Annotated in this window: 19 protein-coding genes; 7 read left to right on the forward strand and 12 right to left on the reverse strand. The window is 46.1% G+C overall.

Translation table 11 applies throughout. The features are described from left to right. Positions 1–77: 77 nt before the first annotated feature. From HDC91_RS19470 to uvrC, 3 genes are all read left to right on the forward strand, one after another. Positions 78–2,915: a tetratricopeptide repeat protein gene (locus HDC91_RS19470; protein WP_183555057.1), complete on the forward strand. Its 2,838-nt coding sequence runs from the start codon at positions 78–80 to the stop codon at positions 2,913–2,915. A gap of 4 nt (positions 2,916–2,919) precedes the next feature. Continuing rightward, positions 2,920–5,175 (forward strand): penicillin-binding protein 1A, encoded by a 2,256-nt coding sequence (locus HDC91_RS19475; RefSeq protein ID WP_162430879.1) that lies wholly within the window; start codon positions 2,920–2,922, stop codon positions 5,173–5,175. 96 nt (positions 5,176–5,271) lie between these two features. Beyond that, positions 5,272–7,104, forward strand: a complete 1,833-nt coding sequence (gene uvrC / locus HDC91_RS19480) for an excinuclease ABC subunit UvrC (protein ID WP_183555059.1) — start codon at positions 5,272–5,274, stop codon at positions 7,102–7,104. Positions 7,105–7,190: 86 nt separating this feature from the next. Here the strand turns inward: uvrC and gldN are convergent, their stop codons facing one another. The 6 genes from gldN to HDC91_RS19510 all read right to left on the reverse strand — a co-directional run bounded on the left by gldN (position 7,191) and on the right by HDC91_RS19510 (position 13,924). Further along, on the reverse strand, positions 7,191–8,159 hold the full coding sequence (gene gldN / locus HDC91_RS19485) for a gliding motility protein GldN (RefSeq protein ID WP_183555060.1): 969 nt from the start codon (positions 8,157–8,159) through the stop codon (positions 7,191–7,193). A 6-nt stretch (positions 8,160–8,165) separates the two neighbouring features. Next, on the reverse strand, positions 8,166–9,683 hold the full coding sequence (gldM, locus tag HDC91_RS19490) for a gliding motility protein GldM (protein ID WP_183555062.1): 1,518 nt from the start codon (positions 9,681–9,683) through the stop codon (positions 8,166–8,168). A 37-nt stretch (positions 9,684–9,720) separates the two neighbouring features. Beyond that, a complete protein-coding gene (gene gldL, locus HDC91_RS19495; RefSeq protein ID WP_183555064.1) occupies positions 9,721–10,524 on the reverse strand; it encodes a gliding motility protein GldL in 804 nt (267 codons plus the stop codon). Positions 10,525–10,577: 53 nt separating this feature from the next. Further along, entirely contained in the window at positions 10,578–11,900 is a 1,323-nt protein-coding gene (locus HDC91_RS19500; RefSeq protein WP_162430868.1) for an SUMF1/EgtB/PvdO family nonheme iron enzyme, read from the reverse strand. A 253-nt stretch (positions 11,901–12,153) separates the two neighbouring features. Next, the gene (locus tag HDC91_RS19505) at positions 12,154–12,918 is read right to left on the reverse strand and encodes a uroporphyrinogen-III synthase (RefSeq protein ID WP_183555066.1); all 765 of its coding nucleotides are present in this window, start codon (positions 12,916–12,918) and stop codon (positions 12,154–12,156) included. 10 nt (positions 12,919–12,928) lie between these two features. After that, the gene (locus tag HDC91_RS19510) at positions 12,929–13,924 is read right to left on the reverse strand and encodes a DUF4271 domain-containing protein (protein WP_183555073.1); all 996 of its coding nucleotides are present in this window, start codon (positions 13,922–13,924) and stop codon (positions 12,929–12,931) included. Positions 13,925–14,119: 195 nt separating this feature from the next. On the opposite strand from HDC91_RS19510, the gene hemW reads away from it, so the two are divergent. The 3 genes from hemW (at position 14,120) to HDC91_RS19525 (ending at position 17,070) form a co-directional block, all read left to right on the forward strand. After that, positions 14,120–15,241, forward strand: a complete 1,122-nt coding sequence (gene hemW, locus HDC91_RS19515; RefSeq protein WP_183555081.1) for a radical SAM family heme chaperone HemW — start codon at positions 14,120–14,122, stop codon at positions 15,239–15,241. A gap of 193 nt (positions 15,242–15,434) precedes the next feature. Next, positions 15,435–15,983, forward strand: a complete 549-nt coding sequence (locus HDC91_RS19520; RefSeq protein WP_183555083.1) for a fasciclin domain-containing protein — start codon at positions 15,435–15,437, stop codon at positions 15,981–15,983. Between the two features lie 205 nt (positions 15,984–16,188). Further along, complete coding sequence (locus HDC91_RS19525) at positions 16,189–17,070, forward strand: cupin-like domain-containing protein (protein ID WP_183555084.1); 882 nt, start codon at positions 16,189–16,191, stop codon at positions 17,068–17,070. A gap of 24 nt (positions 17,071–17,094) precedes the next feature. On the opposite strand, the gene HDC91_RS19530 is transcribed toward HDC91_RS19525, so the two are convergent. The 6 genes from HDC91_RS19530 to HDC91_RS19555 all read right to left on the reverse strand — a co-directional run bounded on the left by HDC91_RS19530 (position 17,095) and on the right by HDC91_RS19555 (position 21,031). Then, positions 17,095–18,576: a PAS domain-containing protein gene (locus HDC91_RS19530; RefSeq protein WP_183555086.1), complete on the reverse strand. Its 1,482-nt coding sequence runs from the start codon at positions 18,574–18,576 to the stop codon at positions 17,095–17,097. 85 nt (positions 18,577–18,661) lie between these two features. Further along, positions 18,662–19,243, reverse strand: coding sequence for a YdeI family protein (locus HDC91_RS19535; RefSeq protein ID WP_183555088.1), 582 nt, complete (start codon positions 19,241–19,243; stop codon positions 18,662–18,664). Positions 19,244–19,279: 36 nt separating this feature from the next. Then, positions 19,280–19,846, reverse strand: a complete 567-nt coding sequence (locus HDC91_RS19540; protein WP_183555089.1) for a DUF4256 domain-containing protein — start codon at positions 19,844–19,846, stop codon at positions 19,280–19,282. 6 nt (positions 19,847–19,852) lie between these two features. Continuing rightward, positions 19,853–20,236 (reverse strand): DoxX family protein, encoded by a 384-nt coding sequence (locus HDC91_RS19545; RefSeq protein WP_183555091.1) that lies wholly within the window; start codon positions 20,234–20,236, stop codon positions 19,853–19,855. Further along, positions 20,233–20,709, reverse strand: coding sequence for an SRPBCC domain-containing protein (locus HDC91_RS19550; RefSeq protein ID WP_183555093.1), 477 nt, complete (start codon positions 20,707–20,709; stop codon positions 20,233–20,235). The genes HDC91_RS19545 and HDC91_RS19550 overlap by 4 nt, the downstream gene beginning before the upstream one ends. 1 nt (position 20,710) lies before the next feature. After that, a complete protein-coding gene (locus HDC91_RS19555; RefSeq protein ID WP_162430850.1) occupies positions 20,711–21,031 on the reverse strand; it encodes a helix-turn-helix transcriptional regulator in 321 nt (106 codons plus the stop codon). A 203-nt stretch (positions 21,032–21,234) separates the two neighbouring features. Between HDC91_RS19555 and HDC91_RS19560 the strand changes: the two genes are divergently transcribed. Continuing rightward, the gene (locus tag HDC91_RS19560; protein WP_183555095.1) at positions 21,235–23,589 is read left to right on the forward strand and encodes an MG2 domain-containing protein; all 2,355 of its coding nucleotides are present in this window, start codon (positions 21,235–21,237) and stop codon (positions 23,587–23,589) included. Positions 23,590–23,696 lie beyond the last annotated feature (107 nt).

Raw genomic sequence — 23,696 nt, forward strand, 5'->3', positions numbered from 1 at the left:
AGGCATTTATAAACCTTAGCCGCAAGCATTCAATTTGTTGTTAGTAACGGTTATAATCAAACACAAACAATATTCCATTGAGGCATACTCCTACCCTTTCTATATCTAAGCTTTGGCTGCTTGCATCGGTCGTGGTCATTGCGGGTTGCTCGCTCGAAAAAAAAAGCGCCCTTAACCGCGGCCTGCAAAACCTTACTGCCAAATACAACATCCTGTTTAACGCCAAAGAATTGCTGCGGGCCAAACAGGAAGCTTACGAGGCGGCCTACGTGGATGATTACAGCGAGATACTAAGCGTTTACCGCGATACGGTTACCCGCAGCGATGTGCCCGACCCTGAGCTTGACCTGGTAAAAGCAAAAGCCAATACCATTATCAGCGTTAAAGAGCAAAGTCATTACCTGGGCGATGCTTACCTGCTGCTTAGCAAGGCCAATTATCTTGATGGGAATTACTTTGACGCGGTGGAGTATGCCAATTATGTCATCCGGTCGTTTGGCAACAACGCCGAATTGAAACAGGAGGCGCTGGTTTACAAGGCGCGATCGTTATTGTATATTAACCAGCCCAATGATGCTAAAACAGCTATCGACAGCGCTGTAAAAAACATCAATCCTAAAAAGCACATCACTGCCGACGTTTACGCTACCAGGCTGCAATATGATATAAACATACAGGATTACACCGATGCCGAAGAAATGGCAAAACTGGCCATACAGCACAGCCACAACAAAGCGAACGAATTACGGTGGACATTTATACTTGCGCAACTGCAGGAGCTTAACAACAAGCCGGCCGATGCCATTGCCAACTATACGCGCATTGGCAATAGCAACGCCATATTTGATATGGCCTTTAACGCCAACCTTAACCGTATCCGTATAGAAGATAACCTGAACGGCGTTAAGGCAAGCAGGCTTACCCGCCTGCGGTCGTTATTAAAAAATGAGAACAATGCTGATTTTACCGATCAGATATATTATCAGATAGCCGAACTGCAATACACCGGGGGCGATATAGAGAGCGCGTTGAAAAGCTACCGCCAATCGGTAAACTCCAGCACAAAAAACCAAAATCAAAAGGGCCTGTCGTACCTGCGTATGGCCGATGTGCTTTTTAAAAACAAGGCTGATTACACTGCCGCGAAAAATTATTACGACAGCGCATTGGTGAACCTATCGCCCGGTTACCCCAAGTACAGCATCATAAAAAAGAAAAGCGAAAATCTGCAGGTGCTTGCCGACAGGATGCAGATCATATCGCGCGAGGACACCCTACAAATGCTGGCCAAACTTGACGAACCGGCCCGCCTGGCGCGTATTGATAAAATGGTTGAAGCGCACACGCTGCAGGCGCAGCAGGCAACCGCGGCCGCTTCGGTACAAAACAGGGGAGCGACGAATTTAAATCAGCAACAGCAGGAAACACTAACCGGCGATAATTTTTACTTCAATAACTCCGCCGCCTTAAGCCAGGGCTTTAGCAGCTTTAAGCGGGTATGGGGCAACCGCAGGTTAGAAGATAACTGGCGACGAAGCAATCGCGCGGGCAGCGATATTACCCAAAACACCTCGACAACCCCGCAGCCTACCGATCCCGATTTTGTGAGAGGCAACGCCGCCGCCGCGGGTAATACTAATGCCGGCAGCTACCGGCAGTCGCTTTTGCAAAATCTGCCGCTTACGCCAGCGCTTATGGCCCAATCCAACAAGCGTATGTTTGATGCCTACCTGGATATAGCCAATTTTTACAGGGACGTATTAAATGATAAAAAAGAAGCAATTACGGCATATGAGTTATTGTTAAGCCATTTCCCTGGTAACGATAATGCAGCCGCCACCTACTACAATCTTTACCGCTTATACAGTGATACCAACAACCCCGCATTGGCCGACAAATATAAGGGCCTGCTGGTAAACAACTACCCCGAAACACCTTTTGCTAAAACCATACTCGACCCTGAGTACAGTAAGCACTTAAACGAAGAAGACACCGGTTTCGCCACCTTATATAATAAGGTGTATGATCTGTATGCCGGCAAGCAATACCCACAGGTTATAACCGCGGCCGACGCCCTGCTTGCCCAATACCCCAATAACAGGTACGCGGCGCAGCTGTACTATCTGCGCGCCTTTGCGGCCGGTCACCAGGTACCGCTTACCCCTTTCAGCAACTACTTACAGCAAATAGTAGCCAATTATCCTGATGATAAACTGATAACGCCGCTGGTAAGCCAGCACCTGGCCTACATAACCGCAAACCAGGCCGAACTGGCTGCGCGCAAAGTTGTAATATCCGCCAGGGAAACTAACGACCCGCAATTTACCCTTCCTATTGTTTACCAGCAGCAAACCGAATACCGTGTACCTGCCGAAAAATATGTAGTGACGGCTGATGTGCGCAAGCCCGAGGCCGCGCCGGTTATAGCACCACCTGTTATAAAAGAAAAAGCTTCGGAAATCACTAATGTTACGCCGCCCGTAACCCAGCCGGCCGCGGCGGTTACACAGCCGGCGGCGTTGCCTGCGCAACCGGTTAAGCAGGCGCCGTGGATATTTAGTATGCGCGATAGCACCAACTATTATTTTGTAGTAAATGTAAGCACCGGTACAACTAATCTGGCTTCGTCACGTTTTGGTATTGGGCAGTTCAACCGGGTCAACTTTCAGGATAATATCATTAAACACCAGTTAAAAAGCGTTGGCGCCGATAACCAGCTGATATACGTTGGCCGCTTTACCAACCTTACAAACGTTAAGGATTATGCCCGGGCAATTATCCCGCTAATGCCCGATATAATGAAGGTACCAAAGGATAAATACAGCTTTTTTATTATAACACAAGAAAATCTGGATAAATTAGCCGACCAAAAAACACTGGATAGTTATTTAGACTATTATCAAACACATTACTAAGAGAATGATCAACAAAAAGAAAAATAACCTTACCGCGCAGGATATAAAACGTTACAACTGGTATATATGGCGTTTATTTATTGCCGGCTTTGCTTTTTTTGTTATTATGATATTGCTTATAGCGTTCCAGGTGTTTGGCCCGCTGCCTTCCTTCCGCGAACTGGAGAACCCGAAGAGCGACCAGGCGTCGGTTATTATGTCGTCTGATAAGCAGATCATCGGAAAGTACTATATAAAAAACCGCACAAACGTTACCTACAAGCAACTATCGCCAAATGTTATCAACGCGCTTATAGCTACCGAAGACAACCGCTTTTATCAGCACTCGGGTATTGATTTTCAGCGCACCTTCAGCATCATATTGTATAACCTGGTAGGTAAAAAGCAGGGTGGCAGTACCATTACGCAGCAGTTGGCGCTTAACCTTTTTTCAGAACGATCGCACAACCCGTTCAAGCGCATTATTCAAAAACTGCAGGAATGGATAACCGCCGTTAAAATTGAGCGTAACTATACCAAGGAAGAAATACTAACGCTGTACTTAAACACGGTAGATTTTGGCGCCTACAACACCTATGGCATTAGCTCGGCAGCGCGTACCTACTTCAACACTACGCCCGATAAGCTTACCGCCGACCAGGCCGCCATGTTAATTGGCATGATAAACGGGCCGGGTATTTACTCGCCCATAAACCATCCCGATAACGCTAAAAACCGCCGCAATTTCGTGCTTCGCCGCATGAACGAGGAACATTATTTAAGCGATGGACAGGCAGAAGAGTTTAAGGCGAAGCCGCTCGGCTTAATTTTCAGGCCGATAGATCATAACGATGGAATTGCCACCTATTTCAGGGCTGTGCTTAAAAAAGAAGTGCAAAAGATATTGGTTGATAAATCGATATTTAAACCTGATGGCGTAACCCCTTATGACCTTGACCGCGACGGCTTAAAAATATACACTACCATTGATGCCACCATGCAAGGTTATGCCGAAGACGCGCAAAAGGAATACATGCGTACCCTGCAAGCGCAGTTCAACGCGCATTGGAAAGGCATCAGCCTCTGGAAAACCATCCCCACGTTTAAATCGCTGCTTGAGAAAGGCAAGCACCGTTCAGACAGGTACATCGCCTTAAAACAAGCGGGAAAATCGGAAGAAGAGATAACCGAAGATTTTAATACGCCTGCCAAGATGAACATTTTTACCTGGCGCGGCGATATTGACACATTAATGAAGCCTATCGATTCGATAGTGTATTGTAAAATGATGCTGCGCAACTCGCTCATGAGCATGGACCCTACCACCGGTTATATCAAAGCCTGGGTAGGCGGCACAAACTTCGAGCATTTTAAATACGACCAGGTAAAAATGGGTACGCGCCAGGTAGGTTCAACGGCCAAGCCGTTTACTTATGCCGTTGCCATTGATAATGGGTTTTCGCCTTGTATGCAAATGCCCAACGAACCCATAACTATTACCGGCTACGGCGCTGACTGGACACCGCGATCATCCCCGAGCGAAACCGTGCCAGGCGACATTACGTTGCGCCTGGCGTTGGCCCGGTCGCAAAACTGGGTAACAGCCCGCGTTATGAACGAAATAAAACCGGAGCCTGTTGTACAGCTCATTAAAAGAATGGGCATCACCGATCCATCTGTACAGCCTTACCCCTCTATTTGCCTGGGTACTTTTGATGCTTCTGTATTTGAAATGACGGGCGCTTACTCGGCCTTTGCCAACGAGGGTATATGGACGGAACCTACCTATTTGTTACGTATAGAGGATAAGAACGGCAATACGCTGTACAATAATACACCAAAAATTGTGCAGGCCATGAACCCCCAAACCGCTTATGTAATGACCTATATGCTGAAAGGCGTTATACAGGAAGGTACGGGTTACAGGCTGCGCGGTAAATACGGCTTAACTAATCCTATCGGCGGCAAAACAGGCACCACGAACGACAACTCCGACGGATGGTTCATTGGTATAACCCCACAGCTGGTTACAGGCGTGTGGACGGGCTGCGAAGACCGCGATATCCACTTCCGGTCTACCCGGTTGGGCGAAGGTGCCAATACCGCATTGCCTATATTTGCAGGCTATATGAAACGGGTTTACGCCAACCCTGCGCTCGGCATTAAAAAGAACGTAGATTTTGTGCCGCCAAAATCAGGGGTAACCATAACCCTCGATTGCGCCGCTTACAGCCAACAACAGAAAGGCAGCAACGAGGTAGAAAAGAAACTTGATTTTTGATGTTTGTTGCAAAGTTGAAATGTTGTAAGGTTTAAAGGTTATTACCTTGATAGAATAACATTACAACTTTGCAACCTTCCAACATTTCAAAAGCGTATGGACAAATTTGACTACAGGGAAGCTTTAAAAAACATACCGCATAAACCGGGCGTATATCAGTACTGGGATACCGAGAACGAACTGATATATATCGGCAAGGCAAAAGACCTGCGCAACCGTGTAGCTTCGTATTTTAACAAGGATACCCAGATAAATGCCAAGACACGGGTATTGGTGTCTAAAATTCGTAAAATAACCTTTACCATTGTTGATACCGAGGTGGATGCCTGGCTGCTGGAGAACAGCATGATCAAAAAGCATCAGCCACGCTATAACGTGATGCTGAAGGATGATAAAACCTACCCCTGGATCATCATCAAGAACGAAAATTACCCGCGCATTTACTGGACACGCCGCATTATCAGGGACGGCTCGAAATACCTTGGCCCTTATGCATCTGTAAGCATGATGCATACTATTTTAGGGCTTATTAAAGAAACCTATCCGCTGCGCACCTGCAACCTTAACCTTACCCGCGAAAACATTGAGAAAGGCAAGTTTAAAGTTTGCCTGGAGTACCAGTTAGGTAATTGCAAGGGCCCTTGCCAGGATTTTCAATCGGAAGCGGATTACGACCGCAACATCAGCGAGATAACAGACGTGCTGAACGGTAAGATCGGCAACGTGGTGCGTAACCTTAAAGGCGACCTGGAGAAGGCCGTGAGCGAGCTTAACTTTGAGTTGGCGCACCGCCTTAAACGCAAGCAGGACCTGCTTGAAAATTACCAGAGCAAATCAACCGTTGTAAATTCGTCCATTACTGATGTAGATGTGTTCAGCATCGCGTCCGAAGAAAAATACGCCTTTGTGAACTTTTTGAAGGTAATGAACGGCACCATTACCCAAACCCAAACCATTGAGCTGAAGAAACGCCTGGACGAAACCGATGAAGAGCTGCTGACCATTGCCATAACGGAGTTCAGGACCAGGTACAACAGCACCTCGAAAGAGATCATTGTGCCGTTCGAGATAGACCTGGACGATACCAAGCTTAAATTTACGGTGCCTAAACTGGGCGAAAAACGTAAACTGCTGGATCTGTCGCAAAAGAATGTAATGTTCTTTAAAAAGGAAAAGATAGACCAGTACGAAAAGTTAAACCCCGAGGTACGCACCGAGCGCCTGCTTACCCAGATGATGAAGGACCTGCGCATGAACACGCTGCCGCACCACATCGAGTGTTTTGACAATTCCAACTTTCAGGGCAAATACCCGGTATCGGCTATAGTGGTGTTTAAAGATGGCAAGCCATCAAAGAAAGACTATCGCCACTTTAACGTAAAAACCGTTGTAGGTCCGGATGATTTTGCCACAATGGAAGAAGCTGTATTGCGCCGCTATCGCCGTGTACTTGACGAAGACACCGGCCTGCCCCAGTTGATCATTATTGATGGTGGTAAAGGGCAGCTATCATCGGCCATGAAGAGTTTAAAGCTGCTGGGTATTGATAAGCAGGTAACCGTTATAGGTATCGCCAAAAGGCTGGAAGAACTATACTACCCCGGCGACCAGTACCCGCTTTATCTGGATAAACGGTCCGAAACGCTTAAGGTAATACAACAACTGCGCGATGAGGCGCACCGCTTCGGCATTACTTTCCACCGCAAAAAACGGGATAAAGGCACCCTGGCAACCGAGTTAGAATTAATTGAAGGAATTGGCAAAACGACCTCCGAAAAACTGTTAAAATACTTTAAATCTGTCAAAAAAATTCGGGAAGCAACCGAAACCGAACTGCAGGAAGTGGTGAACCTGAAACAGGCAAAAGCCATAGCACAATACTTTAACCCTGTGGTTAGCCGCCCAACCGGTTTACAGGGCGCAGATTAATTTTTGTTAAACCAGGGAAGCATCATTAATGCAAAAAGTCAAAACCCGAAATGAATTTTGACTTTTTGCTTTTTACCTTTTAATACTTAGTAGCTCCACAAATTAAGCTCCCAATCCATCAGGCTCTTTTTGATCCTTTCAGATTCGTAAAGCTTATCAATCCCCTGAGCGTAATCGCGTATACGTTCGTCCTTGTCGTTTGACTGCTTAACAATATAGCTGGAGAATAAACGCTTTACAAATACATCATCAAAGCTTAGCCCTGTTGCATCATTATTACGGCTTACAGCTTCTTTAACTGCTAACACCTGCCTTGCTTCGGGGAAGTATATCCAAAATGCGGGCTGGTAATCAAGGTCTAGGCCGGCTGCTTTAGGTTTATAAAGCGGTGCTATACCGATAATGCGCGGTTCAAAAACAGAACGTTGCTTATCGAACACCCAATCTTCTTTGATACGGAATTTAACAACGCTATCCGGGTTAAACTCGCCTGCAACCACCTTCGATCCGATCTTATCACCGGTGTTTTTGTCAAACTGGTCAACTACCGAGCTATCGGCCATTTTACTGCGGGCCTGCCCGGCGCTTAATGGTTTGGAAAAGCCATCGCCATTGGGGTCGTCTTTTGAAGGCGCAGGGTCGTAAGCAGTTAACTCGCCGGCATCAATAGCTGCCATTAAAACGTCTATCAACCTGCCCTTAGGCGATGCCAGGTACTGGTTCATTTTTTCGCGCAGGTCAATTTCCCTCCAAACGCGTTTGGCAAACATCACATCGGCTTCGCGCAGGTTGGCGTACGGGGTTACCTTAGCGCTCAGGATATTATTCTTTTTATAATAACCATCCAGTGGGCGGTCAAAAGGCTTTTTCCTGGTGGTGTCTGGCTGTAAACCTGTGTTTGCAGCATCGCCCGCGCCCGCCATTTGCTGCGCACCAGCGTTAACCGGCGTTTGCGTTTTGGCTTTGGTTACCGGCTTTTTTGTCGATCTTTTCCTTTGAGCAAAAGATACGCTGCAGGCAAGGCAAAGTATAATGATCAAAAATCTTGTTTTCATAATTCTTTAATTAGCCGTCAATACAATCCCATCCAATCCGCGTTGCGTGCCATCCGGGCCTACGGCAATTATATCCTGGAACACAACGGTTGTGCCCGGGGTAACACCGCTCATGGCCGACCGCATTGCGCTTGACAATTCGCCGCCCGTTGTGCTGTAGCTGATGGCATCCTGGCGTGGTTTTATAATGATCATGTTAAACCTGGTAACGTTAAACTTAGCGTCAAACTCAAAGCCTTCCAGTCTGGCAAAAAGCCTGTCCTGCGCGCGGATGTTGGCCGCACTGGTTTTACCGCCGCTTTTACCTGCAAATGTCGCTTTAGGATCGGGTATGCGTTTTACGCGAAACTCGGACGTACCCAAAACCATGCCCTTTTCGCCCGTCACGGTTACTTTTGCGGTACCTAACGAACTTACGTTTGCTGTATAATGCCCGTTAGAGCCGCTTATAGATCCGCCCGACATAGAAACTTTTATACTCTCTTTAGGCACACCCGGCGCTGACACAGAAAGAGGGTTTGGTACGCCGATGTATAAAACATTCATTTTATCAGGCGAAACTACCGCTGATGGTTTTGCCACCATATAGCTTCCGCTGATAGGATAAGGCATTACCCTTCCGTCTAACTGTTTAATCAATAATTGCCCGGTCCAATTTCTAATTCCTTCGCCGCTTGCCGTAACGGTATAAGTACCCACACCGTTTGAGGTAGGGATAGGTGACCCGCCTACAGTTATGGTTGGGTTTGAGTTTTTATCATAAGCCGTTAAAAATATCTCGGCTTTGTATTGCTGGCCCGAAAGCACATAACTTGTAGGTGCCACGGCTACGGCTTTAAACTGGTTTAAGGTAACCTGCGCTTCATCAACCTTTCCTAACAATTTTTTGACAACTTCACTTTCGGCATTTTTATTATCAGCCTGTATCTTAGCCAATGTTGTTAAGGCGGCGCCTAAGGGTATTCCTTCGCCAAAATACGCATCCTGCCAGCGCTTTTTAGGATAACCCGGACGCGAAGGGAGATCATTAGCATTAAGCGAAAAATTGATACCCTGTGCATCCTTTCCCAAAAGGGCCAGCAACCTGGTTTTTGTCGACTGTATCTTTTCTTTCAGTACATCGGCCTTCTTATTATTGATCATCACTTCCGACGAGATATCGAGGCTTTCTCTTGCGTTCACATCATCAATATCGGGGTTAATGTTTCCTCCTTTTTTTATCAGCTCGGCTTTCAGCTCTTCAATATAGCTATTAAGCTCATTAGCAATTTTACTGGCGTTACGTGCCTTAGCTAATAACTGACCGGCTTTTTCTGGTTGCTCTTTTAGCTTGGTTGCTTCAAAAGCGCTGTAAGTGGTATTTAAGCTGTTGGTTACGTTATCTCTTGATGTATCTAAACTTTTTGTAATGTTCCTGAACGAATCCAGCAAACTATCCGGTACATTCAGCGCTATAAGCCCTAATAGTACCAGGTATAGTATACCGATCATTCGCTGTCTTGGGGTTTCTTTACCTCCGGCCATTCTTATATTATTCTTTTAGTACCTTAAAAAACAATTATTAGTTAACACGGGGTTGGTTCATGGCCGTAAGCATGTTACCATACACCGAGTTTAACGACGCCAGGTTTTTAGCTAAACGCCCAACTTCTTCTTTAAACTGTTTAGAATCGTCTAACGACTCGTTAAAGTTATTCATCGTTAACGACAGGTTTTTGTAGAAACTGTTCATCGCTTTTAAATGCGCGCTCGAATCCTGCAGTTCCAGTTCGTACACCGCGTTTAGTGATGAAAGGTTTTTAGCCAGGTTGGTGACCTGGTCGTGATAGGCTTTTGAATCTACGTTGGTATTTGCCATTTCAGCCAGGTTAGCCGATGCCTTTTCAAAGGCATTGCTCAGGTTATCATAACTGGCAGTAGCCTGTTTTACTTTATTGGTAAAGGCAAGGGTAGCATCGCCGGCATCGGTAACCCTTGAGATACCGTTAACTTTATCGCCGAAGGTTCTTAAACCTTCGCCAAGGCTATTGATCAGTTCCGGGCCAATTTTTGCATCTTCCAGCATTTTATCCAAAGCGGCAGTATTAGAAAAGTTGCTAACTGCAGCGGGCCTTGCCGAAGCCTTTGGCAATTCGCCTGAAAAATCGTCGCTCAGCTCAGGGTAAACACGTACCCAGTCAATGTCTTTTTCTTCGCGTTGAAAACCAAGTATGAAGAACAAGCCAGCCTCGGCTATCAGGCCTATCGATATAAACGTACCACCATAAGGCCAGTGCTGTATTTTAAACAGCAGTCCTATAATAACTACTGTAGCTCCCCATGATACTATATTTCCTATTCCGTAAGGTTTCTTTTTACCAGCCATAAACTTAGTAGATGTAATTGATTGTATATTTAGTTATTTTAATAGTTCTTTAATTAGCGCTTGTCCTTGATGTCGCGGCCAAGGTATTGGGTTACGCAACGGAAACCGATATACGATTTTGCGGTGTCCTGGTACTCAAAGGTACGGGTGGAGTTTTGCAGGAAATAACCTACATCTTTCCATGAACCGCCGCGCACCACTTTACGTTTCAGTACTTCGGGGTCGCTTGCCTTGGCTTCGTAGTTAAATGTTGGGTTTAGGTCGTGCACAAAGGTAGAGGCCGATTCGTCATAGGCCGATGAGGTCCATTCGGCAACGTTGCCTGCCATATTATACAGCCCGTAATCATTAGGGAAATAAGATCTCACATTTACTGTGTAAGCGCCGCCATCATCAGTGTAGTTACCGCGGCCGGGTTTAAAGTTGGCCATTAAGCAGCCCTTGGCGTTTTTAATGTAGGGACCGCCCCATGGGTAATCAGTGCCTACCCTGCCACCACGTGCGGCGTATTCAAATTCGGCATCGTTAGGCAAATCAAACGGAAGGTTAGGGTCTAAACCTCGTGCATGCTTGGCACCATCGCTTAAGCGGGTACGCCATACGGTAAACGCCCTTGCCTGGCGCCAGGTAACCCCCACAACAGGGTAATTACGATAGGCCGGGTGCGAAAAATACCCTTCAACCATTGGCTCGTTGGCCGCGTACGAAAAATCGTTAAGCCAAACCAGCGTATCAGGGTAAACACCTACAGTGTCGCGAATAATAAAATCCGACCGGCGTTTGGTTTTATCATAGCGATAGTTTGACGCATCGCGCAACGACATCAGGGCGTAGTTGTACTTTAACAGGCGTACATCTATCTCGTTACGGTCAAAAACACGGTCGTCGCCCTGATAGTATAAGCCCTGCAGCTTAGGGGCGTTAGCCGCCGCATTTTTGCCGCGGGTACTAAATATAGGGTTGCTTGCTACGTATTTCCAGTTGATGTATTTACGGCCGTTCGGATCAGCCGGAGCGCCTTTTTTTGGCTGCAAATAATATTTATCGTCGTTTAAGTAATTGGTAATGGCTATTGAATCGCGTACCCAAAATACAAACTGTTTATACTTAGTGTTAGATATTTCGGTCTCGTCCATAAAAAATGGCGCTACCGTAACCTGTCGGGTTTGCGATGTTTGGGCAAAGGTGATATCCTGGTCTGTTTGGCCCATCAAAAACGTACCCCCTTTAATATAAACCATATTAAGTGGGGTAGTAGCCCTAAACGATCGTTGCTTTACTCCTGTTACTTCGCCGCTGTTACCGCCCCCGCCTATACCGCAACCAGTTAATATAGTACCGGTTAAAACTATTATTAAAAAGTATACTTGTTTCATTTTGTATCCAAAATCAGTAACATAATATCATCTATGCAACAAAACGCACCCCCGAATATATCACTTTTTATAGTAACCAAACCGAAAAAATGTTTTTTAAATCCAATAAATACTATTGCAAGTTAAGAAAACACCTTTTTAATTTGTTTAAAAATGACAGGGGCACCGCAAAAATATTTCTTTATTGCAAAAATATTTTCACCGTTATACGTTGAAAATCACAGAATGTTGCAGCAAAACAATAGTTAATTACTTATTTGTTGGCTTGCTTAACGTATTGCTCAATAGCCATGGTCATGGATGGAGCACCAGGCGTTGGCGCGGGGATATCTAAAATCAAGTTTGCTTCAAGCACGGCTTTATGGGTGGTAGCACCAAAGGCCGCAATACGTGTATTATTTTGTTTAAAATCGGGAAAGTTCTTATACAACGATTGTATGCTGGATGGGCTAAAGAACGCGATAACGTCGTAAAACACTTCAGCAAGGTCGCTAAGGTCACTGCACACCGTACGGAACAAAACAGCGGGGGTAAAATCGTAACCGTTATCCAGCAAAAACTTTTGGGTTTCTTCGGCAGCAACGTCCGAGCATGGATAAAGGAATTTTTCGGCTGAGTGCTTTTTAAGTACCTCGGCCAGGTCGGCGGCGGTTTGCTTGCCAAAAAATATTTTACGCTTGCGGTACTGGATATATTTTTGCAGGTAAAGGGCAATGGTTTCCGAAAGGCAAAAGTACTTCATTTCTACAGGCACCTCAAAACGCATTTCCTCACAAATCCGGAAGAAGTGGTCGGCCGAGTTACGGCTGGTGAAGATAACCGCCGTAAAATCGCCAAGGTTAATTTTTTCCTTACGAAAATCTTTGGCAGGAACCCCCTCTACGTGAATGAACGATCTGAAGTCGATCTTTAAATTAAGCTTTTTAGCCAATTCTGCGTAGGGGTTTTTATCATTTTCAGGTTTTGGCAGTGTTACCAAAATGCTTTTAACCTTTTTCTTTCTATCTTCCAATGCCATACGTAAACTACTACCTAAATCCAATATTAAGTGCCTTAATCAAAATCAATATGGGGCAAATTTCGAGGGCACAAAGATAGACAAATAAATAAAACTTATGAAATCGAAAGTTAGAAATGATACTAACGCTGCTGCGCAGGTATTGCCATATAAATATAATGATAACCAGCAATAACGTTACCGCAAGTAAAAATGGAATAAACTTATCGGCTATTAAGCTGAAGCATAGCCCAACCGGCAAAAACACAAAGGCAATGTTAAAATAAGTAAGCGATAAGGTTGATATATAATCGTTTACCAGCTTATTAATATCAAACACGAACCCCAGAAACTTTAAGACCAGGAATTTACTTGCGAAAAGCGCGATAATTACAAACGATAGCGTAAGAAATAGCTGAATACCGGCAATAGTGTAATAAACCTTATAATAACCTGTAGTAAGCAGGTAAAGGAACAGGCCAAAGGTAAACCCAAACAACAGGAACAAGCCAATGAAGGTCCAGGCGTTTATGGGGCTATCCTCCTTTCCGGCCTGACTAATAGATTTACGGTTATAAAAGGATTGAAACACATTGCTCATATCCTTACTTGATGATATGTTAAGCCCTGATGCGAAAAGCAGCAGTACGATAATTACCGCTATGACCCAAACATCGCGCGAGGGGCGGCTTCGGCCATAACCCTGTATCACTTTTGATTTTGTAGACAGGCTTAGGTACAGGTCGTTTTTGTATTTGTTTGCTTGCAGTATGCTATCTACAAACCGGTTGGGCCTGTTCGAGTCAGGCGCCCTGGTGTACACCCAGGCCAGCGAATCGGATATGAACTGCTCGCGGGCCGCCGTAGCGTGGGCCACCGAATCCAGAAAAGGCATGGGCCCTTTATAGCGGGGTTTTACGCGGACGCTGTCGGTTACAGCAGGTGTGGCTGCAGAGTCTGTTTGCGCATGGACTGCCGATAGGCCCGTAACTACAACAAGAAGAAGAAAGCAAAATAACCTGCGCATGTATAAGCCCGTGTAATGCCGCAAATTTACCTTAATTATGGCGGGTTATGCAAAACAATTTGCTATGTGTAAATTGTATAAGCAGCGGTGCGCTAAGTACACAGCTTGCAGGGTAAACGCTATACCTATTATCGGCATTTTGTCATCTCTCAAGGCATTCGTTTTCCGCGTTTCTTTAATTGTTACCTTTGCCGCATGGCCGGTATCTACATCCACATCCCTTTTTGCAAGCAAGCCTGCCATTACTGCGATTTTCATTTTAGCACATCCGCCAGGTTTAAGGACGAGATGGTGCAGTCTATTTTAAAAGAGATAAGCCTGCAAAAAAACTACCTTGCCAATGAAACCATCGAAACCATCTATTTTGGCGGTGGTACACCGTCGGTGCTTTCTGCCGACGAGATCATCCGCATCATCAACACCATCACCGAAGTACACACGGTTGCTGCCGGTGCCGAAATTACGCTGGAAGCCAACCCCGACGACCTGGACCAGCAAAAAGTGAACGCCTTGAGGCATACACCTGTAAACCGTTTCAGCATTGGCATCCAGTCGTTTTTTGACGAGGATTTGCAATGGATGAACCGCGTGCACCGTGCCGCCGAAGCCGAAGCTGCCGTAAAACGCGCGCAGGACGCCGGTTTTGAAAACATCACTGCCGACCTGATTTACGGTTACCCGCTGCTTACCGATGCCAAATGGAAAAACAATCTCAATAAAATATTTCAGTTGGGCATCCCCCATATATCGGCTTACAGCATGACGGTTGAGCCGCAAACCGCGCTTGCAACCTTCATCAGCAAAAAGAAACAGCCCGCCATGAGCGAGCAGCAAGGCGCCGGGCAGTTTAGCCTGATGCTGGATGCCATGCTGGCTAACGGCTTTGAGCAATACGAAATATCGAACTTTTGCAGGCCCGGCCATTACTCGAGGCATAACACTAACTACTGGCAAGGTGTGAAATACCTGGGTGTTGGCCCCTCGGCCCACTCCTTTAACGGCGAAACCCGCCAATGGAACGTAGCTAATAACGCTAAGTATATCACAGCCATCGCCCAAAGCATCATCCCCGCCGAAATTGAGGTACTGACCGAAACCAATCGTCTTAACGAATATGTCATGACGTCGCTGCGTACCGTTTGGGGCCTTCACCTTGATAAACTGAACGCCATTGCGCCGGGAGCTTCAACCGAACTGTTGAAAGCAGCCGCGCCCTATCTTAATAATGGCAGCCTTACCCAAGCCGATAATGTTGTAACGCTTAGCCGGTATGGCAAGCTGTATGCTGATAATATAGCAGCCTCGCTGTTCTTTTAAAAATCAACTCATCCACTTTATACTTCTTTACCCTCTATCCAAAGAAGAGCGCGCCGACGGGTATAACGATTTCGAAATGAGTCAGATCGCTGCCAGCTTTTTATAGCAATAGGTTGTTTGAATTATCATCCCTCAATAAAACCGCGCCTAAATTTAAGGCGTATCTTCTCTCAAACAACATACACCTGACAAAATGAAAAAATTAATCATCGCGGCGCTTGCTTTAGCAGCTATTGCAATTACGCCCAACACTTACGCACAAACAAAAATGGTTGGCGGCGCTGCCATGTACCCAACCAAAAACATTGTAGAAAATGCAGTGAACTCAAAAGACCATACCACACTGGTTGCGGCCGTAAAAGCCGCCGGTTTGGTAGAAACCCTTCAATCGGCCGGTCCGTTTACGGTGTTTGCACCCACCAACGAAGCATTTAACAAACTGCCAAAAGGCACTGTTGAAACCCTTTTAAAAGCCGAGAACAAAGCAACTCTTACCAAAATTTTAACTTACCATGTAGTAAGCGGTAAATGGAGCGCTGCACAGTTAATGGCAAAAATAAAGGCCGGTAACGGAACCGCTGAACTGAAAACCGTAAGCGGCGGTGTTTTAAAGGCCATGATGCAGGGCGGCAAAATTTACCTGGTTGACGAAAAAGGCGGAAAAAGCTGGGTAACCATTGCCGATGTTAACCAAAGTAACGGCGTTATACATGTGGTAAATACGGTATTGATGCCTAATTAGTCAGTTGGCAGTTTAAAGTTTGCAGTTTGCATACTATTTAGCTGCAAACAGTCCACTGCAAACTCATTACAAAGCCTGGCGCATACGCTCCGGGCTTTGCTTTGTCATAAAAACAGCATAAAGCATTTTAGGCGTAAATTTTATTTCAATAAGCTTAATTTTGTTAAAGTAACTGCTTGCAGGCGGATACTTAAACTGGCAAGACATGAGCTTTATACTGCGCCCCATAGATACCGTAGAGAATATCAGCCCGGAGGATTTTAAAAGGAATTACCTTGACCCGCGCCGCCCGCTGGTAATAAAAGGCCTGACCAAAACGTGGCCCGCCCGCGACAAGTGGACCCCCGAATATTTGAAGGAAGTGGTAGGCAAAAAGGTGGTGCCCTTGTATGACAACTCAAAGGCCGATCCGTCAAAACCCATTAACTCATCGGCCGCCGAAATGCCGTTTGATGAGTATATCGACCTGATCAAATCGCAGCCTACCGAACTGCGTATCTTCTTTTTTAATATTTTTAAGCAAGCGCCGCAGTTGCTTGATGACATCGCTTTCCCGAAAGAGTTGATGGGTGGCTTTATCGAAAGCATGCCCTCCATGTTTTTTGGCGGCTCAAACTCGGTTACCTTTTTACATTACGATATCGATCTGCCGCACATATTCCATACCCATTTTGGCGGGCGCAAGCATGTTATCCTGTTCGAAAACAAGTGGAAGCGTCGTTTATACTGCATCCCTAACGCTACTTATGCTTTAGAGGATTATGACGTACTAAACCCTGACACCAAAAGGTTCCCGGCGCTGGAAGGGGTAGAAGGCACCGAGGTTTTCCTGGAGCATGGCGATACGCTTTTTATGCCGACCGGGTACTGGCACTGGATGAAATATATAGACGGCTCCTACTCGCTTAGCCTGCGCGCCTGGGACGCCTCGGTTACCCGTAAAGCAGCCAGCGTATACAACCTGGCCGTAAAGGGTGGTCTGGATAGCCTGCTGAAAATGACCTTTAAAGAAAAATACGCCAGATACCGCGAGCAACTGGCCGTTAAATGGGCCGAACGCGAATTAGCGGCGGGCAAGCCGTATTAGGCAGCTTTGATAAAATGCCCAACCTTAATTGCTTTGTTCTGCTTTTTGGTTGATGCGTTTTACCTGCTCGTCCAGTTCGTTGGCTGAGGTTAACAAGTGATCCAAAAACTCTGCTTTTTCTTCATCGCTGTTGGATGCATCTTTAAGCAACTCAACCAGGGCCATAATGCGGGTTAACGGCGAACGGATCATGTGCGATTGCATCCAGGCAATATCCAGCAATTGACGGTTTTGCTGCTCAATGGCCTGCATCTGTAATACTGTTTCGGTGATATCCAGGCAGGCGCCTATCATTTCTATGGGGTTTCCCTGTGCATCCGTTTTTAGCCTTGCCCACGAGCGCAGGTACCTGATATCACCGTTTGGGCGGCTTATCCTTTCTTCAAATTGGGTGCCTTGCCTGCTGTGCAATACGTTTTCGATGATACCGCGTACACGGTCCCTGTCTTCCGGATGCAGCAAAGCCTGGTAGCCGGCAAAAGTTGCCTTAAAGTCTTCAGGATCGAGGCCGTAAATAATATATAAGGTGGGCGACCAGCTGACAATATCCTGCTGTACATCCCAGCGCCAGTTTCCAAAACGGGCCATCTCCTGGCTTTGCAGCATCAGTAAATTGGTTTCGTTAATGATCTCGGCCTTACCGCGGTTCTCCATAATAATGCGTAATAAGGCGGTGGCCTTTTCCATTACCTGTAACTCTTCCTCTGTGGGGGCTTTAGGCTCGCGATAGTACATTGCCAGGGTAGCCATCACTTCGCCATCGGCGTCTACCACCGGGTTTGCCCAGCAGGCTTTTAACTGATAACTTAAGGCCAGCGAGCGGTATTCAACCCATCGGTCGTCTGTAGCAATATCGCTTACAATAACCTGTTGCCTGGTTGCCGCTGCCGCCCCGCACGAGCCCTCGTTTTCGCCAATGGACCGCCCGATAATGGCATTCATATAACCAGCCGGTAGCGAAGGCGACACCCCGCTTATCAGGCGGCCGTTCTTTACCCGGTGAATAGAACACTGCATTTGTGGGAACAACGCTTCAAGGCCCTGCAGGTAGCTGAGCAGCACGTTTTGAAGCGATACGGTAAGGTCTGAATTTAGTTTTAATACATCACGTTCCAGGCGCTCCAGCCCCTTTAACCGTTCGGCAACCGTGTTATCAAGCATAACGCCACACAACAGGCAGGCCCCTTTTTCGCCACGCAGCACCGAAACATTATCTTTTATCCATATAATGTGGCCATCGGCCCGTATCATCCGGTATTCAAAGGTGTGGTTTTTAACCGTGCCGCCTTTTAAACCGGCATATTCATCAATTACGTGCTTGTCCTCGGGATGGACGCGCGTTTTCCAAAACCCCGGCCTGCCCAGCCAGTCCTGGGGCGAAAAACCGGTGATGCCATGTACCCGGTCGCTGATAAAGGTAAAATGCTGCATGGCTGCATCCGCTTCCCATACTACTCCCTCGATGGATTGCAACAAGGTGTATAACTGCTCCGCGTTATCTTTCATCGCCGTTTAGGTTTTCATAAATGTAGTTATTAAAAACATGATATTATTCTTAATAATTCAAAACCATTAAAACCGTTTGGCTAAGCTATTGGTCCTGCAATCCCTTGCCATTAAGTATCTGTGGCATCCATTTTTCTATCCTTGCCTCGCGCGTTTTAGATTGTTTAGGTGCCGAAAAGTGCAGCAGGTAGGCCCGTTGCCGGCCGGGCGTTAAAGCTTCAAAAGCGGTTTTCAATGCGGGGATGTGGTCTAATTTGTGTTGAAACTCGTAAGGCATAGCAAATTCTTCCGTTTTTTTGAGCTCCACTTTTAGCCCAGCCTTCTCAACCTCAATAGCCTCAAATACGTAAGCTTTTATAACAGCTGCCAGTTCAGTTACTTCGTCAGCATGCGCAAATCGCATTTGCCGGGCCGACTGTACATTTTTGGTTTGCTGTATCAAAATAGCATGGGTATCGCTCAGCAACGCCCCTTTAAAAAATAGCAGGGCGCAGTATTCTTTAAAATCATGTATCAAAACAACATTAGCGCCCTGGTGGGTATAACAAGGGCATCCCCATTTCAGTTCTTCGGTAAGCCCGCAGCTAAGCAATATAACCCTGAGCGCCCTAACTTCATCCTGCCATTTTTTGGCCTTATCAAAATAAAAATCAACTTTTGTGTTCAATTCCTTCTCTTTAGTGGTTAACAGCACCTTAAATATTTAAACCTTTAACGTACCGCGAAACCCCCTGGCGGCGTAGTAGGAGTCAGCGCCATTGTGCGATACAAACACTGTATTATATCTAAAATCGCCAAAAATGGCGCCGCCCAGTTTGCGAATACTGTCGGGCGTTTTTAACCAGCTGGATGTTTTAGCGTCAAAACCACCAAAAGTTTGCAAGTAACGGTACTGGTCTTCTGTTAGCACCTCGATACCCATGGCGCCGGCTACATCAACAACGGTATTGGCCGGCTTAAATTCCTTTCGCTTATCAAGCGCTTCGCGGTCATAACAAAGGCTCCGTCGGCCTTTAGGACTCTCGGCCGAGCAATCATAAAAAACATATTCGCCTGTTTGCTTATCAAAACCAACTACATCCGGTTCGCCCCCGGTAATTTCCATTTCGTTGAGCGACCATAGCTTCCCAGGACTAGCTTCCAGCCGGGCTTGTACATCCGCCCACTCCATACCGGCGTGGCGTTTCATGTTTTTTTCAAAACGGCCCTGCAAAATCTTTAGCAGATCCACCGCTTCATGCGCTGCCAACTCATTTTTATTGCTGCTCATATGTTATTAATTTATGGATACAAGTTTCCTGCTTGCAGGCCTGAAATACCACGACAAGATAATGAAAACGGTTTGGAACAATGGCCCTGCCAATGCCTTTATGTTGTAGTCGCCGCTTAGCAGATGCGACATAAACGCGCCCGTCATCACAAAAAATAAACCGGCATACGCCCACTCTTTTACCAGCGGCAGCCGTGGTGCTGCAATGGTTATTGCCCCAAGCACCTTCCAGGTACCAATAATGTAAAGGAAATATGCCGGGTAACCCAGGGGCGCTATCAGGTTTGTCATTTGCTTGGTTTGCATAATTTGCGCCATGCCGCTTCCAAACATACCAATGGCCACCAACGCGGTTGTTATCCAATAAACAATTAAGTTTCTCTTTTTCATCCTATTGTTTTTAGTTTGCCTGCAACATCCTGTAAGCGGTTATGCGCCATATTTATGCCCTGTGCAAAAGGCAGCTTAAGCATCTGGTCGCGCTGATCGTTCGATTCGTATATCACATGCATATTTATCCTGCTGGTGGCATCGGTAAGCTTTTCAAAATTCAGCAGTTCCAACTGTACGCCAAATGGGGCGTTGGCCATTTCAAATGTGCGGGTTATCTTGCGGTTGGGGCTAAACTCGTGAATGGTTCCATCAGCCTTAAACACTACGTTGCCTTTAGCGTCGCTTGTTTCAAACTGCCAGCTGCCGTGCCTTTTACTTTCAAGCTTCAGCACTTTCGTGCCCATCCATTGCTCAACCAGGTCGGCTTCTGTAAACGCTTTAAAAAGCAGTTCTACCGGCAGGTCAAATTCACGGCTTATCAGCAGGTCCTGCCTCCCTTCTTCGGCAGTAATTTTTGTTTTCAGTTCCATGTTATTTGGCTTTATAATTTTTCATGATAGCTTCTAAAGCGTTAAACCTGTCGTCCCACATTTTGCGGAACGGCTCAATAAAGTCAGCTACGTCCTTCATTCCTTTCGCGTTGATGTGATAATAGATCTCCCGGCCGTTTTGCTCCTGCTTCAGCAATTCGCATTCGGTAAGTATTTGCAGGTGCTTTGAAACCGTTGGCCGGGCAGTGTCAAAGTTAGCGGCTATAACCCCGGCCGTCATAGATTGAGTAGCTACCAGCAGCAGTATTGCCCTGCGGGTGGGGTCGGCTATGGCCTGGAATACATCTCTCCGTAAATTCATCGTGTAGTTATTTGACTACAAATATATATGTAGCTATTTAACTACGCAAATTTATTTTAAGATATTTTTGTGTTCCATCCCTGCATTAAGCCATTAACAACCGCTTAACTGTTGCTATACTTTGATAACATTAAATATTATCTTAACTTTCAAAAACCTAAAATTATCCCCGGGACGGTCAAAATCCCCCGGCTTACAGAATTATGAAAAACCTTTTGATCCTGATCTGTTCTGTTTGCTGCTTTATATTGCATAGTAACTTCGCACGGTGTCAGCAGCCTGATACAGGCCAGCGGGAAAAGGTACACCTGCATACAGACCAGTCTTTTTATCGCGCGGGAGATACCCTTTGGTTTAAGGCTTATGTTGTGCAGGCGGTAAGTAACATGCCATCAGCTATCAGTAAGGTAATACATATCGAACTATTCGGTGCAAACGGCGTGCTGGTGGCCCGGTTGAAATTGCCCGTGCTATCGGGTTTGGCGCACGGAGATATTGCACTGCCCGACAGCCTTAAGGAAGGCGGGTACCGGCTGCGGGCATATACAAACTGGATGCGCAATTTTGGTGAAGCCGCCTTCTTTGAAAAAGACATCACCTTGCTAACCGGCACCGTAACTGAAAAGGTACCGATAGTAAAAACCAGCGCTTTGAATGAAACACTTGATGCAGGCTTTTTCCCCGAAGGGGGCGAATTGGTGGCCGGGTTGCGCAGCAGGGTTGGTGTAAAAATAACCGGTACCGATGGAAAAAGCCGTTATGCGGAAGGAGAAATTATAGATGAGGAAAATAATATCGCGGCCCGTTTTACCACTGCCTATGCGGGGATGGGGTCCTTTGTATTTACACCCCAGGGCGGGAAAAAGTACACCGCGCATATAAAGCTAAGTAACGGCACTTCGCAAAAAAAGCCCGTGCCCGTTGCAAAATCAAATGGGTATGTACTGGCGGTTAATAATATGCTTACAGATACCATTTTTATGAGCATAAGCCAAAGCGCGCAAATGCCCTTAAACGAAGTACTATTATCGATGCACGACGATGCTAAAGATTATTTTTTGGCACATATTATTCCAAAGACCGACAGATTTGTAGTGGCTATACCCCGAAAAGAGATCCCAGAAGGGGTAACCCGTGTTACGCTTTACACAAAGGAACATGAACCGGTTGCCGAACGATTGTTGTTTAACGATACCGGCGAGGCGTTGAACATAAAGCTGAGCACCTTAAAAAAGGTGTATAAGGCCGCAGATAGCACCGAAATTGAGCTGCAGGCAGTTGATAAAGAAGGCAAACCGGCAAGCGGCAGCTTTTCGATGGCGGTAGTAAAAGCCGGTAAACCTTATTATGATGAAGATGAGTTGAGCATACGCGCCTCGCTGCTTTTAACCTCGGATGTGAGGGGGTATATTGAGCACCCAAACTATTATTTTACCGCGCAGAATAAAACAGACAGCGCCGCGCGTGCTAAAAACCTCGACGACCTGCTGCTAACACAAGGCTGGCGCAGGTTTGTACTGAACGACAGCCTTCGCTATAACGCCGAGTCTGGCCTTACCATAAGCGGAACCTTGCTTGATAATAAAAACAGGCCTTTGGCTAACAGCACGGTGAGGTTTTATGCAACCACTAAAGAAGGGCCTATACTGGTTGACACGCTCACTGATGCGGCCGGGCGGTTTGTATTTAACAATATCGACTTTAGCGGAGCAGTAAAATACCTGGTACAAACCAAGGATGTAAAAAATAAGTATCACGTAAAAGTATTGATAGATACCGTAAATGCCCCTGCCCCGCCGCCACCTGCTGCGAGTGTGGCCGACACCCTGTTTATAAGCCAGCAGCGGACCGATGCCATACGATCTATCAAAACAGCCCAAAATGGCAGGCCAAAACGCGGCATTTTGCTAAAGGAAGTACTGGTTAAGGCTAAGAAACCTGTGTATTCATCAAGCGGGGGGCGCATCTTTGCTTCAAAGGTGATAGACACCGACAAGATCAAGGGTTACATATCGCTGGTAGATGTACTTAGGTTTCAGGAACCACGCATCAAGGTTGATATACGTGGCACACTAAGTTATGACAGCAGAAGGCTAATAAAGGCCAGGAATGGCTTTGCCATTATGATTGACGGGAATGTGTTTTATGACAACGAATTGCTAAGCGATATCAAGCCCGAGGATGTAGAATCGATAGAAATTCATTTGAACGGTATCGGAACTGTTATCGACAAGGGGGTTATTGTTATCAATACCAAAGGAAAGAGCCCTTATTATGATTTTACTAAAGAAAAGGCGGCGGGTATAAATACATTTATTGCAAAGGGATATTCTGTTTCGTCAGAATTTTATGTCCCAAAGTATGATCCAGCCAACCCCCAAACCGATCTAAGGGACGTGGTGTACTGGGCACCGGCCATCAGCACAGACAGCAGCGGCAAAGCGTCAATAAAATTTTACCAGGGCGACAAGCTAAATCCATTCCGGGTTATTGTTGAAGGTATTACCGGTAATGGTAAAATGGGTAGGGCCGTATATAAATATAACCTAAATAATTAAGTAAGGCACCTGTTGCCCATGTTATCAGTTATACTGATTTTAACTATATTGCTAACATGACTAAGGTGCCGATAAAATAAGCGCAGCGCCCTTAAACACCCAACAAT

The organism is Mucilaginibacter sp. AK015 (assembly GCF_014200785.1).
Classification (GTDB): Bacteria; Bacteroidota; Bacteroidia; order Sphingobacteriales; family Sphingobacteriaceae; genus Mucilaginibacter.

Bases quoted from the DNA above. Each gene is read 5' to 3' on its own strand.
- gldL (WP_183555064.1), bottom strand. From the start codon at position 10,524: ATGGCTGGTAAAAAGAAACCTTACGGAATAGGAAATATAGTATCATGG.
- HDC91_RS19560 (WP_183555095.1), top strand. From the start codon at position 21,235: ATGAAAAACCTTTTGATCCTGATCTGTTCTGTTTGCTGCTTTATATTG.
- gldM (WP_183555062.1), bottom strand. From the start codon at position 9,683: ATGGCCGGAGGTAAAGAAACCCCAAGACAGCGAATGATCGGTATACTA.
- HDC91_RS19510 (WP_183555073.1), bottom strand. From the start codon at position 13,924: ATGCGCAGGTTATTTTGCTTTCTTCTTCTTGTTGTAGTTACGGGCCTA.
- HDC91_RS19525 (WP_183555084.1), top strand. From the start codon at position 16,189: ATGAGCTTTATACTGCGCCCCATAGATACCGTAGAGAATATCAGCCCG.
- hemW (WP_183555081.1), top strand. From the start codon at position 14,120: ATGGCCGGTATCTACATCCACATCCCTTTTTGCAAGCAAGCCTGCCAT.
- HDC91_RS19520 (WP_183555083.1), top strand. From the start codon at position 15,435: ATGAAAAAATTAATCATCGCGGCGCTTGCTTTAGCAGCTATTGCAATT.
- HDC91_RS19545 (WP_183555091.1), bottom strand. From the start codon at position 20,236: ATGAAAAAGAGAAACTTAATTGTTTATTGGATAACAACCGCGTTGGTG.
- HDC91_RS19500 (WP_162430868.1), bottom strand. From the start codon at position 11,900: ATGAAACAAGTATACTTTTTAATAATAGTTTTAACCGGTACTATATTA.
- gldN (WP_183555060.1), bottom strand. From the start codon at position 8,159: ATGAAAACAAGATTTTTGATCATTATACTTTGCCTTGCCTGCAGCGTA.
- HDC91_RS19550 (WP_183555093.1), bottom strand. From the start codon at position 20,709: ATGGAACTGAAAACAAAAATTACTGCCGAAGAAGGGAGGCAGGACCTG.
- uvrC (WP_183555059.1), top strand. From the start codon at position 5,272: ATGGACAAATTTGACTACAGGGAAGCTTTAAAAAACATACCGCATAAA.
- HDC91_RS19555 (WP_162430850.1), bottom strand. From the start codon at position 21,031: ATGAATTTACGGAGAGATGTATTCCAGGCCATAGCCGACCCCACCCGC.
- HDC91_RS19530 (WP_183555086.1), bottom strand. From the start codon at position 18,576: ATGAAAGATAACGCGGAGCAGTTATACACCTTGTTGCAATCCATCGAG.
- HDC91_RS19505 (WP_183555066.1), bottom strand. From the start codon at position 12,918: ATGGCATTGGAAGATAGAAAGAAAAAGGTTAAAAGCATTTTGGTAACA.
- HDC91_RS19540 (WP_183555089.1), bottom strand. From the start codon at position 19,846: ATGAGCAGCAATAAAAATGAGTTGGCAGCGCATGAAGCGGTGGATCTG.
- HDC91_RS19475 (WP_162430879.1), top strand. From the start codon at position 2,920: ATGATCAACAAAAAGAAAAATAACCTTACCGCGCAGGATATAAAACGT.